Source organism: Flavobacterium sp. JLP, from assembly GCF_015350755.1.
In the GTDB taxonomy this organism is placed as follows: domain Bacteria; phylum Bacteroidota; class Bacteroidia; order Flavobacteriales; family Flavobacteriaceae; genus Flavobacterium.
Genome location: NZ_JADKPS010000001.1, coordinates 1,206,403 through 1,218,236 on the forward strand (window position 1 = coordinate 1,206,403; position 11,834 = coordinate 1,218,236).

The window sequence follows — 11,834 nt, forward strand, 5'->3', positions numbered from 1 at the left end:
TTTTTTGCAGATCCTGACAGCGATACTATTGTTCAGGTCATGATAATGATTTATTTCCGCAAAAGGTTAATCATCAGCATCACAAAAATGAATATCTTTGAGATTTATCTACTCAGATGATAACACCAAAATATAAAAGATATATTGCACGCATTTTACCATTTGGTATCATATGGCTTGTATTTAGTTTGATTTACACTATCCTTGAACGAGGACTTTTAGGTGAACTTAACTTTTATCCCTCATCGGGTAATGAATATATTTTTGGCCGAAATATTATAGTCATTCCACTGCTGGCTACTTTATTTGGAACCATAATTGGTATACTTGAAATCCTTTATTTTAAAAAATACTTCATCCATATTTGCTTCACAAAAAAGATTTTATATAAATCTTCTGTTTACCTGCTTATCATTATCTTCCTTCTCATCATAATATTTCTGACAACCGCTAAAGAAATGCCAACAGCAATTTACAGCAAGGGCTTTTGGCTTGTGATGTGGGCCTTCTTTAATGATTATTCCTTTCTTGGAATCCTAACGTACATTGCCAGCATTATTCTTATAGCCCAGTTCTATACCGAGGTAAGTGAAAGTATGGGTACTGGCCTTCTTACTAATTTTTTTCTCGGAAAATACTACAAGCCTGTAGAAGAAGAGAGGATATTTATGTTTCTGGATATGAAATCCTCTACACAGATTGCAGAAAAACTAGGACATGTAGTATATTTTCAGATGCTCCAACAGTATTTTTCAGATCTGAGCGACCCTGTAATTGAGTATTCCGGTGAAATATACCAATATGCAGGTGACGAGATGATTATATCTTGGAGATTGGAAAAAGGTCTTAAAAACAATACTTGTATACGCTGCTTTTTTGCTATGAAACAATCCTTGCTTGACAAATCAGCTGGGTATAAAGAAAAATATGGATTATCACCACAATTTAAAGCAGGAATGCATTGTGGAAAAGTTACAACGGGAGAAATTGGAGTATTAAAAAAAGAAATTATTTTTACCGGTGATGTACTTAATGCAACAGCACGAATTGAAGGACTTTGTAATCAATATAATGTTGATATTCTTTTATCTGGCCTGCTTGCTGAAAAGCTTGACCTTAATACATACTATAAAGTACAATCACTAGGAAAAAACACTTTGAGGGGCAAGGACGAGCAATTTGAATTATTTACTTTGAATTAAAAATAATTAAATTTGTATACTCTTACCTGACAATATTTAAAAGCTCTAAAATCAATTGATTTTGGAGCTTTAATTTTTGTGATCTATACTCTTCATTTTATGTTTAAAAAGAAATTCCTTTTTTCAACATTGCCATTACTTCATGCTCCCTGCCAGTTAAGCAATGTTGTAAAACACAAAAACAGGGGATAATATTTTCTGCTTTTTTATTTAAAATTGTTTATTATTGTGCTCACTAATGAGATTATATTATGAACTGATACAATATTACAAACTATAAATCACTTACACTGGAAAGAAGGAGGCTTGTCTCAAAATTATACACCCTTGGTATTCCGGTTGCAATATTTACTTTAACAATCTCAAGTGGATTTATATTTTCAAGGTACATCATTAGGGATCTTAAACTGTTGCCATGAGCTACCAGTAATACATTCTCTCCTTTTTTTAATTTAGGCTCTATTTCTAATTTATAATAAGGAACTACACGGTTGTAAGTGTCTAAAAGGCTTTCTCCTCCGGGAGGACATATATCGTAACTTCTTCTCCAGATATCCACTTGGCCCAAACCATATTTTTGTGCTGTTTCATCTTTGTTTAGCCCTTGCAAAGTGCCGTACATACGCTCATTAAAAGCTTTATTTTTAACAATAGGAATCGTTGCCTTCATTTCATTCAGGATAATCTGCAGGCTCTCCTGTGCTCTTGTAAGCATCGAAGTGTATGCTATATTAAAAACATAACCTATTAATTTTTGTCCTGCCAGTTTTGCCTGTTCTTTTCCAAGATCAGTGAGTGGAATATCTAGAATTCCTGTAAAACGATTCTCTAAATTATAAAGCGATTGTCCATGTCTGACAAAGATTAATAGTGCCATTTTTTTTCTTTAAAACTAATATCAAAGCTAACGTAAAAATAGCTAAAAAAAATGTTCCAGATCACTTATTGCAATGTTTATGATCATTTCTCAATTAGTTGTTTTGGGTCAAATTTGCTAGACAGATTTAAAAATTCAATATTCTAAAAATTACAATCATGAAAACATTATTCGCACTTATCGCACTGGCCGCTTTGACAGCCACTATTCTTATGGATACTGTAGGCAGAAGAGTCAAACCCAGCTAAAACCAATAACTAACTCTATTTCCTTATGTGTTTTTCTGCTACAGCCAGTTTCACTGCTGGGATCGTCCTTTCAGTTATTGAGGTTGTCTCCATAAAAAAATACAACATCGCTCACTAGCTACAGCTGTTTATACCTAATAAAAATGGTCCTACATGCAAACAAGTATCACTTATTTTTATTTGATTATTGCACAAATTATATGGCCGGTCTGGGTTCAGAGTGCCATACTGCTAACTGACACAGTTCCTGCAACAGCAGATTTTATGCGTAAAGTAAATGAAATTCATAAATAAAAAAGTACCCAAAAGATGAAAAAACTGAACCCCTTCATTGCTGTCATTTTTGTAATCTCGATAAGTATAATTCTGCTCAACCGCTATACCCAGTTTAATATTAATGATTATCGGGTACATTTCTTTTTTTTGTTTTTTGCCACGTCATCATTGGTAATCATTATTGGTCAATTCTTTAAAAAATTACAAACCAACTGGTCTATTATTTCTGTAGCTATAATTATTGGTATCTTATGTGTACTCAAAGCTTTTTTTACCTGGGGAGGAGACTGGAAAACTCAAACAGTGCTTTACAGCAATATCGACAATCCAGCTAAAACCATTAATTATCAGCTTAGAGGAGACCGATTTGCATTTGGCTACAAAAAACGTGTTGTCAGTATTTATCGTTTAGCACCTTTTATAGAGTGGACAACAGATATAGATACGCTTCATTTAGACAAAACAAAATGGAAAAAACTAAATCTAAAACTCAATGAAATGAAGCTCAAATAAAAAAATCATACTCTAAAAACTACTGAAATAAATTTAGATATACCTCAAAATTAAAATTTAAGTTTTAAAGTAAATACCATGATAAAATTACTTGTTACCACCGATTTCTCAAATATCTCAAGAGCAGGTATACGATTTGCCATCCAATTTGCTTCTCAAACTCCCTGTGAACTCATATTTTATAGTGTAAACACAAAAACCTTTGAGGATAATATCGATAATTATTATAAAAAAACCACGCAGGATTATAAACTTAAAAAATTCATACTATCTATTTACAAAACAACTAAAAAAGAAGTTGGCAAAGTAGAATTTGTAACTGAGAACAATACTCAAGTGGACACGACCATTATTGCTTATGCTGAAAAATGCCATGCCGATTTTATTTGTATTAATACATCAGGTCCCGGAATATTTAATCATTTGATAGGAACTACTGCTGCAAAACTGGTTACTACTTCCCCTATTCCAGTTTTGCTTGTCCCTTATACCTATCGCATGAAGCCAATAAATCTTTTATTGTATGCCTCAGATCTTGTAAAACTAGGTGTTGAACTCCCTTTTGTTAAAAAATTCGCCACTCTGTTTGCTGCAGAGATTGCAGTGTATCACTACAATGATTTATTAGATCAGGGTGATTTTAAAGAAAGCTTTAATCAGATTGCACAAAACTATAAATCAGAAAAAGTCTCGTTTAATTTTAAAAAATTAAATATTGAATATTCTTTACTCAATCATTTAAAAGTAGATATCCTCAAGGTAAAACCCTCAATAATTGTGATGTTTACCAAACAAAACCGTGATTGGTTTGAACGTCATTTTCTATCGAGTAAAACCAAGGAATTTGGTTTTGACACACATACTCCTATTCTTGTTTTCAGAAAGTAAAAAAAGCAGCTTAATGATGATTACAAACAAATTCAATACAGATGGTTTAACAACTGCTCAAGTACTTGCGGCAAGAAAGAAATATGGTCAAAATGTATCTTTATATAAAAAGACGAACCGTTATACTCTTGCGATGATTCGAATAATCAAGGAACCCATGATGATATTGCTTTTCATTGCATCAAGCATTTATTTTCTTAGCGGAAAACTTGCTGATGGTTTCTTTTTAGCCTCAGCAATTGTTTTGATTGCGGCTATTTCATCTTATCAAAATGCCAGAAGTCGAAATGCTTTAGAGCAGTTGAAAAATTTCACCAGACCCAAATGCAAAGTCATTAGAAATGGTAATTCAGTAGAAATAAAAACAGAAGAAATTGTTATTGGAGACAGTCTTCTGGTAGAAGAAGGCGTTTTAATTGCTGCCGATGGAATTATATGTCATTCTAATGATTTTTCTGTAAATGAATCGATTCTTACTGGAGAATCTATGGCAGTCAGCAAAGATAAAGCAACCGACGACAATGCAATCTATCAGGGGACAACTGTGGTAGGCGGATTAGCCATTGCAACAGTTACTGCCATTGGAAGCGAAACCAAACTGGGCAAAATAGGCAAAAGCCTGGAGGGAATAAAAGAAGAAAAAACACCTTTAGAAATTCAGATTAGCAATTTCGTAAAAAAAATGGCTCTCGCCGGAGCCGTAGTTTTTTTTATTGTATGGGGGATCAACTATTTTCACACTTTTAATGTATTCGACAGTTTGCTAAAAGCGCTTACCTTGGCGATGAGTATCCTGCCTGAAGAAATCCCAATCGCTTTTACCACCTTTATGGCTATTGGTGCATGGCGAATGATGAAAGAAGGAATTATTGTCAAACAAATGAAAACAGTCGAAACATTAGGGAGTGCGACCGTAATTTGTATTGATAAAACAGGCACCATTACACAAAACAAAATGAGTCTGGCTAAAATTTTTTCTTTAAAATCAGAGAAAATTACAGAATTAGAGGGCTCAATATCTGAAGAGGAGAAAAAATTAATAACCCTATCAATGTGGGCAAGTGAACCCATTCCTTTTGACCCTATGGAAATCGCACTTCATGAAGCATATTCGAAAGTAATTGAAAAAGACCAGAGACCCGATTTCAAACTGGTACATGAATATCCTTTGTCAGGAAAGCCACCTATGATGACGCATATTTTTGAAAATAAATCAGGTACTAAAATCATCGCTGCAAAAGGAGGCGCAGAAGCATTAATGAAATTATCCGTAATTACTTCAGATAATAAAACAATAATTCTAAAAGCAATACAAGAATTATCACAGGAAGGTTATCGTGTTCTGGCAGTAGGAGAAACTCAAAACACCACTTCGCATTATCCTAAAACCCAACAGGAATTTAAATTTGAATTCATAGGATTATTAGCCTTTTATGATCCTCCAAAAAAAAATATCAAACTCGTTTTACAGCATTTTTATAGAGCTGGAATCAATGTAAAGATCATTACTGGAGACAATTCTCTGACTACTTCATCTATCGCTCAACAAATCGGTTTTAAAGGATATGAAAAAAGTATTTCTGGAGATGAGCTGATGAAACTCACTAACAAAAAACTCAAAAAATGCGTTAGAGACACTACTTTATTTACCAGAATGTTTCCTGAGGCTAAACTGAAAATTATCAATGCGCTGAAATCAAATAAGGAAATTGTTGCTATGACAGGTGATGGAGTAAATGATGGTCCGGCACTAAAAGCCGCTCATATCGGAATTGCCATGGGCAAAAAAGGAACTGAAATTGCCAAGCAGGCAGCGTCCCTTATTTTGGTCAATGATGATTTATCGAAAATGGTGCATGCCATTGCCATGGGAAGAAAGATTTATGCGAACATAAAAAAATCAATTCAGTTCATTATCTCAATACATATTCCAATTATACTTACTGTTTTTATCCCACTAGTACTGGGCTGGCGATATCCTAATATACTTTCCCCTATTCACATTATCTTTTTAGAATTGATAATGGGTCCAACCTGCTCGATTGTATATGAAAATGAGCCAATGGAAAAAAACACTATGGCACAGGAACCAAGACCTTTCACTTCTACATTTTTTAATTGGAAGGAACTCTCCACCAGTATAATTCAAGGATTGATGATCACTATCGGAACACTGTTTACCTATCAATATTGTATCTATAATGGATATAAAGAACAGTATACCCGGACTATGGTTTTTATTGTATTGGTAACTGCCAATATCTTTTTGACATTAATGAATCGCTCTTTTTATTATTCCATTTTTACAACATTACTTTACAAAAATAATTTAGTTCCATTAATTATAAGTATTACCATTTTCATTACCGGAATATTGCTTTACATAAAACCGTTTGCAAAATTCTTTGCTTTCGAATCTCTTAGTATTCCTTTGCTGTGTATGGCAATTGGGGTAGGTTTTTTATCTGTAATCTGGTATGAATTGGTAAAATTATGGAAACGGAATTTTAAGGAATTCAAAGCCTGAGTTATTTGACTTTGAATTGTATTAGATGTCTGTAATTTCGAGTAAAACAGCATTTCATTGGCACCTTCTAAACTATTTAAGAAAAGTAATAAATAATACAGTAAAACCAATAATTATTCCTGCATATGAATGCTGTTGAAGATATGAGTCGACTTGTTTTTAAATAACTTCTTTAGAATTTAGGACAAGAAATTCTAAATATCTAAGGCATTTCTATTTGCAGAATAATTTGCACAAAATTGTGTCGAATATGCAAAAGAGAACAGCCTATTAAAAAGGGTTCAGCTAAATATATCAAAATGCTCAAAAATACTTTATACTCTAATTATGAATATGTTAAATAAACTTTATACATTTATATACTCTTAAAACTAATAAAATGATAAAGAACGGTAATATTCTAATAATAGAAGATGATGCAGATGACAAAGAGATTTTAGAAGATGTAATTGTATCTCTTGGCAACACTAACAAAATCGTCTGGAAAACTAATGGAGAAGAAGCACTTTCTTACTTATGCACAAGTAATGAAAAAATGCTGATTATTTTTTGCGATGTGAACATGCCAATTATGAATGGTCTGGAATTAAAGCGACTAATAGATGCTGAACCGGTTCTTAGAAAAAAAAGTATACCGTTCGTTTTTTATTCAACCGCCGCAACGGAAAATGCTATCGAAGAAGCTTATACTACACTTAGTATTCAAGGTTTTTTTAGAAAAGAAAATGACTATCATAAAACAAAATCAATTGTCAATACTGTACTTGAATACTGGAAAAACTGCGTTCATCCAAATACATAAATTTGCTGCTTTAAATATTTTAAAAGTGCTGCGTTTATCTAGAATATTAATCATTGCTTTCAATATCGCATTTATCTGAACTCGTTAATCATACAATAATAAACAAAAAGCTTTACAGAAGACAAAACTTTGAATCCTTTGCATTATCACAAATCATTTGTCTATATAAACTTAAAATCAAAATCTCAAAAAAATATCAAACTGGTTTAATCTTAATAGAAGTTGTTTATTTAAATTTAAAAACTAAAAATTTCTTTTTAATAAAATTCGTGCACTTAATATTCATTACAAATTTTAATTTTTTATAAGTAAATTCGCATTACTTTTTAGTAATTTATTTTTTATTAAAGGAATAAAAACATATACCTGATTCAATTGAACATGAATGATAAACAGATCGAATTTATTCAATTAAACATACAAGAAATAAACGATGTTAATTTCAGCTTAAGCAAAGAAGGATTAGCATTATTTGGCTCAATAACAAACTTAAAAACCTTTTTGAAAGGATATTTTATCACAAGATTAAATGAAAGTGAATTTAGTAAACAACTTATAAAAGAATTTACAGATAAGCATTTTGTAAAAGCTAAAATAACCGAAATTGCTAACCTGCATTTAATAACAAAATCAGATCTGCAATCTTTTTATGATGAAGTACTTCAGAGCACTTTAATCAACGAAATAAACAAAGATGAATTCATTATTAACGCTTTGAATTTTATTCAAAACAGTATTTCAAATCAACATCAATTCGCATATACAAAAACTTCTTTAAGAAAAATATTAGAGAAACAATATGATTTCATTTTCTCAAACGGATTTCCAACAAATCTCTTAAATATAAATACAGGAGTGATGACGGCTAATGCTGGAGACAGTGCACAATTTTTATTTTTGGCAAGGGCAATTCTGGCTGGATATAACTGCTCGAATGTGGACGTTCGTTCTAGCAGATATGATGCTGTCGTCGATTTTAATAATGTTTTATTACGACTTCAAATTAAAGGTGTTTCAAGCAGTAATGCTATAAGTTTTAAAGACAGGGATCGTGGCGGACAAGGCATCGACCATACACATATAACAAACAAAGGAAAGCGAATTACTTCTGCAGATTGTGATATTTATGTTGCTGTAGATAAAGAAATTGGAATTTGCTATTTAATTCCGATGAGTCATGTAGATAGTCTAGACGAAAGCGAAATTACCAGCATAAATCTAAACACTTTAATACAATACAAAGAAAACTGGAATATAATAGCAGAAGTTGCAGAAACTAGAAAATTATGAAACTAGATTTTCAAAAAAAACTAGATGCTGATTATTACACTGTTAATAATCGAAAACCTTTTAAAGGCAGCCAAATAGATAAAACTGATTTAGAAAAAGTTTTAAACTTTGCTTATGAAATGTGCTTTGGAGCAGGTCATCACAGATCAACCAGAACTGGTGGCCAGTATGGAAGGAAAAATGGAGAAAAATTTTGCAATACTTTTCAGGGGAAATTAGCAGAAGTTATATTATACAATTATTTTAAATCAAACGCTATTAAATCTAGCGAGCTAGACTTTGGGATATATAAAGAAGGGATATGGGATGATTCTGATTTAACAATTAATGATAAAAAAATCAATGTGAAATCTGCAGCATTCCAATCTAATCTTTTATTGCTTGAAACTAAAGACTGGAACACAAAAGCACAATACATTCCAAACCTTAATACCGAATTAACGTCTTCATATGACTATTTTATTTTAGTGCGCATTAATCCTGATATAAAAAGATTATTCCGAAACAAACGACTAATATTCAATGACAGTATTCCGAAATCTGATATTCAAGAACTAATCTTTTCTTCAACTTGGACATACGATATTGCAGGATATTGTACCACAGATGATTTAATACAAACAATTTCAGATAACAATATATTGCCTCAAAATTCCATTTTAAATCAAAGTACTAAAATGGATGCTGAAAACTACTATATTCAATGTGGATATATGAAAGACATTGAAGAACTTATAAAAACTCTTCAATAAAAAAATTACTTAATAGATTTTAAAACCTTCATTATATTTTTTGACACTGCTTCTATCACAGGTACACTAACCGAATTACCCGCTTGTTTATACAAATGTGAATTTGCAATTTTAGGAATTTTGAAGGTGTCAGGAAAACCTTGAAAACGTAAGCATTCTCTAGGTGTTAATTTTCTAAAGCCAAAATCTGTTTTTATCAAAGGGACATTATGTCCGCCTGTACCCATATTAGCCGTTAACGTAGGACAAACATTTGATTTGTTCTCCCTTACATATTGTCTTCGGAATTGATAAACTGTTTTATCAGAAGTCATTTCTTTTTGAAGCATATCAAACATGTAACGATCTTCTCTATAATAAAAATCATCTTCTACTTTTTCATTGATAACTAAATCCTTTATGGTTTTAGTTAATTTATCCTCTTTAGGAAATTCAAAAATGGCTTCTGGATTTTCAATTGCTAATGTGTCAAATGCAACCATAAAGATACGCTCTCTATTATGAGGAATATTTCCATAATCCTTAGTATTCAAAACTTTAGATTGAAAAGAGTATTTCCTGTCTCGCAAAGATTTTTCAATAACTTTCATTGTATTACCATGGTCATGAGTAACAAGATTTTTTACATTTTCTAAGAATACAACTTTTGGCCTCATAGTATCTACAAAGTCTAATATTCTAAAAAAATGATTTCCTCTGTTATCGTCAAAACCTTTTCTGTATCCAGCAACCGAGAAAGGCTGGCAAGGAAATCCTGCTGTCAATACATCAATTTTAGGAATTCCATCGACATCTAATTGCAATACATCACCTTCAATTAAATTATGCTTAAAGTTTTCTCTATACGTAATACATGCACTTTTATCATATTCATTTGCCCAAAGTAAATCAAAACCTGACTTTTTAAATCCTAAACAAATTCCACCAATCCCTGCATATAGACTTCCAACAGTAAATTTATTGCTCATTTTATATATTGCTAATTATAGTATGCGACTCTAATTGTACGTAATCATTTTTACAAAGATAGCTATTCAAAATCGAATAAAATATTGCTTTTTAAAATTCAAAATAAAAACGATTTCAACTTTATAAAAATCATATTTTTTAGCTAAAATATATTTTGAAAGTTCTTAATTCAGAAAATGCAGCCTTTACAGCCTTTAACATAATAACTTATATGTTTAATTCGTACTTTAGTTTTAAATAAATGCAGAAAGAAATAATCTTTAATTCTAAAAATATGCGTCGCATTCTACTGCTATCAGCAATAATATTAACTGCTTCATGTAAAAAAGAAAGCCAATCTGTTACATTGCCAGAATATTTTACCTACGAAAAAAATGGAAATGTAGAATCTGCAGGAGTTAAAATGATCCAAATAAAGACTCCAGTTGGCGAGTTTAAAGTTTGGACAAAACGTTTTGGAAATAATCCAAAAATTAAAATACTTTTATTACACGGCGGCCCTGCCATGACCCATGAATATATGGAGTGTTTTGAAACATTCTTTCAACGTGAAGGTTTTGAATTTTATGAATACGACCAACTAGGATCTTACTATAGCGATCAGCCAAAAGACAGCACATTATGGACAACAGAACGTTTTGTCGAAGAAGTTGAACAAGTCCGTAAGGCAATAGGAGCTGATAATAATAACTTTTATGTATTAGGAAATTCCTGGGGCGGAATTCTTGCAATGGAATATGCTTTAAAATATCAACAAAATTTAAAAGGATTATTAGTTTCTAATATGATGGCAAGTGCCCCCGATTACGGAAAATACGCTAATGAAGTATTATCAAAACAAATGAAACCAGAGATACTCGCAGAGATAAGATCTCTCGAAGCAAAAAAAGATTTTAACAACCCGAGATATATGGAATTATTGATTCCAAATTTTTACAAGGAGCATCTTTGTAGATTAAAAGAATGGCCAGATGGACTAAATCGAGCCAGTAAACATGTTAATGGCGAAATTTATACCATGATGCAAGGACCAAGCGAGTTTGGAATCAGTGGACGCTTAGCAAAATGGGACATTAAAAATCGTTTACATGAAATAAATATACCAACATTAATGATTGGTGCAAAATATGACACTATGGATCCGAAAGCTATGGAAGAGCAGAGCAAATTAGTCAAAAAGGGTCGCTTTTTGTATTGCCCAAATGGGAGTCATTTAGCAATGTGGGATGACCAAAAGATATTTATGAATGGCGTTATTGATTTTATAAATGATGTTGACTCTAAGAAATTTTAAAACCACATAAAAAGCAATCAACTCATTATCAAGAATATAAACGAAAAACTATATTCTCTTACCAATATTCTTTCTTCTGCATTCCTCTTATTGAAAAAATAAAGGAAGATTAGAGATTCTAAAAAGCTTGCAATAAATGAAATTTCTTCTTTCAAAACATTTTTCACTTCAGCAGATCCTGCCGGAGTATTTCTCA

The 11,834-nt window shown here is 31.7% G+C and carries 11 protein-coding genes; 9 read left to right on the forward strand and 2 right to left on the reverse strand.

Annotated elements, in window-relative coordinates; translation table 11 throughout:
* Window positions 1-116: 116 nt before the first annotated feature.
* Complete coding sequence (locus IRZ83_RS05375; protein ID WP_194567311.1) at window positions 117-1,202, forward strand: adenylate/guanylate cyclase domain-containing protein; 1,086 nt, start codon at window positions 117-119, stop codon at window positions 1,200-1,202.
* A 274-nt stretch (window positions 1,203-1,476) separates the two neighbouring features.
* On the opposite strand, the gene IRZ83_RS05380 is transcribed toward IRZ83_RS05375, so the two are convergent.
* Window positions 1,477-2,079: a 2,3-bisphosphoglycerate-dependent phosphoglycerate mutase gene (locus IRZ83_RS05380; protein ID WP_194567313.1), complete on the reverse strand. Its 603-nt coding sequence runs from the start codon at window positions 2,077-2,079 to the stop codon at window positions 1,477-1,479.
* A gap of 401 nt (window positions 2,080-2,480) precedes the next feature.
* Between IRZ83_RS05380 and IRZ83_RS05385 the strand changes: the two genes are divergently transcribed.
* The 7 genes from IRZ83_RS05385 to IRZ83_RS05415 all read left to right on the forward strand — a co-directional run bounded on the left by IRZ83_RS05385 (window position 2,481) and on the right by IRZ83_RS05415 (window position 9,375).
* On the forward strand, window positions 2,481-2,621 hold the full coding sequence (locus IRZ83_RS05385; RefSeq protein ID WP_194567315.1) for a hypothetical protein: 141 nt from the start codon (window positions 2,481-2,483) through the stop codon (window positions 2,619-2,621).
* A 15-nt stretch (window positions 2,622-2,636) separates the two neighbouring features.
* Window positions 2,637-3,116, forward strand: coding sequence for a hypothetical protein (locus IRZ83_RS05390; protein WP_194567317.1), 480 nt, complete (start codon window positions 2,637-2,639; stop codon window positions 3,114-3,116).
* Between the two features lie 78 nt (window positions 3,117-3,194).
* Entirely contained in the window at window positions 3,195-4,004 is an 810-nt protein-coding gene (locus IRZ83_RS05395; RefSeq protein WP_194567319.1) for a universal stress protein, read from the forward strand.
* A 13-nt stretch (window positions 4,005-4,017) separates the two neighbouring features.
* Window positions 4,018-6,531: a cation-translocating P-type ATPase gene (locus IRZ83_RS05400; protein WP_228520661.1), complete on the forward strand. Its 2,514-nt coding sequence runs from the start codon at window positions 4,018-4,020 to the stop codon at window positions 6,529-6,531.
* A gap of 379 nt (window positions 6,532-6,910) precedes the next feature.
* Window positions 6,911-7,333 carry a response regulator gene (locus IRZ83_RS05405; protein WP_029268399.1) on the forward strand — a complete coding sequence of 141 codons (423 nt, stop codon included), beginning with the start codon at window positions 6,911-6,913 and terminating at the stop codon, window positions 7,331-7,333.
* Window positions 7,334-7,714: 381 nt separating this feature from the next.
* Window positions 7,715-8,623 (forward strand): group I intron-associated PD-(D/E)XK endonuclease, encoded by a 909-nt coding sequence (locus tag IRZ83_RS05410; RefSeq protein ID WP_194567321.1) that lies wholly within the window; start codon window positions 7,715-7,717, stop codon window positions 8,621-8,623.
* Window positions 8,620-9,375, forward strand: a complete 756-nt coding sequence (locus IRZ83_RS05415; RefSeq protein ID WP_194567323.1) for a hypothetical protein — start codon at window positions 8,620-8,622, stop codon at window positions 9,373-9,375. The genes IRZ83_RS05410 and IRZ83_RS05415 overlap by 4 nt, the downstream gene beginning before the upstream one ends.
* A gap of 5 nt (window positions 9,376-9,380) precedes the next feature.
* Here the strand turns inward: IRZ83_RS05415 and dcm are convergent, their stop codons facing one another.
* Window positions 9,381-10,343, reverse strand: a complete 963-nt coding sequence (dcm, locus tag IRZ83_RS05420; RefSeq protein WP_029268392.1) for a DNA (cytosine-5-)-methyltransferase — start codon at window positions 10,341-10,343, stop codon at window positions 9,381-9,383.
* Window positions 10,344-10,618: 275 nt separating this feature from the next.
* Here dcm and IRZ83_RS05425 point away from each other — a divergent pair, with 275 nt between their 5' ends.
* The gene (locus tag IRZ83_RS05425; RefSeq protein ID WP_194567354.1) at window positions 10,619-11,638 is read left to right on the forward strand and encodes a proline-specific peptidase family protein; all 1,020 of its coding nucleotides are present in this window, start codon (window positions 10,619-10,621) and stop codon (window positions 11,636-11,638) included.
* The last annotated feature ends 196 nt before the right edge of the window (window positions 11,639-11,834 follow it).

Bases quoted from the DNA above. Each gene is read 5' to 3' on its own strand.
- IRZ83_RS05380 (WP_194567313.1), bottom strand. From the start codon at position 2,079: ATGGCACTATTAATCTTTGTCAGACATGGACAATCGCTTTATAATTTA.
- dcm (WP_029268392.1), bottom strand. From the start codon at position 10,343: ATGAGCAATAAATTTACTGTTGGAAGTCTATATGCAGGGATTGGTGGA.
- IRZ83_RS05410 (WP_194567321.1), top strand. From the start codon at position 7,715: ATGAATGATAAACAGATCGAATTTATTCAATTAAACATACAAGAAATA.
- IRZ83_RS05385 (WP_194567315.1), top strand. From the start codon at position 2,481: ATGCAAACAAGTATCACTTATTTTTATTTGATTATTGCACAAATTATA.
- IRZ83_RS05425 (WP_194567354.1), top strand. From the start codon at position 10,619: ATGCGTCGCATTCTACTGCTATCAGCAATAATATTAACTGCTTCATGT.
- IRZ83_RS05405 (WP_029268399.1), top strand. From the start codon at position 6,911: ATGATAAAGAACGGTAATATTCTAATAATAGAAGATGATGCAGATGAC.
- IRZ83_RS05415 (WP_194567323.1), top strand. From the start codon at position 8,620: ATGAAACTAGATTTTCAAAAAAAACTAGATGCTGATTATTACACTGTT.
- IRZ83_RS05390 (WP_194567317.1), top strand. From the start codon at position 2,637: ATGAAAAAACTGAACCCCTTCATTGCTGTCATTTTTGTAATCTCGATA.
- IRZ83_RS05400 (WP_228520661.1), top strand. From the start codon at position 4,018: ATGATGATTACAAACAAATTCAATACAGATGGTTTAACAACTGCTCAA.
- IRZ83_RS05395 (WP_194567319.1), top strand. From the start codon at position 3,195: ATGATAAAATTACTTGTTACCACCGATTTCTCAAATATCTCAAGAGCA.
- IRZ83_RS05375 (WP_194567311.1), top strand. From the start codon at position 117: ATGATAACACCAAAATATAAAAGATATATTGCACGCATTTTACCATTT.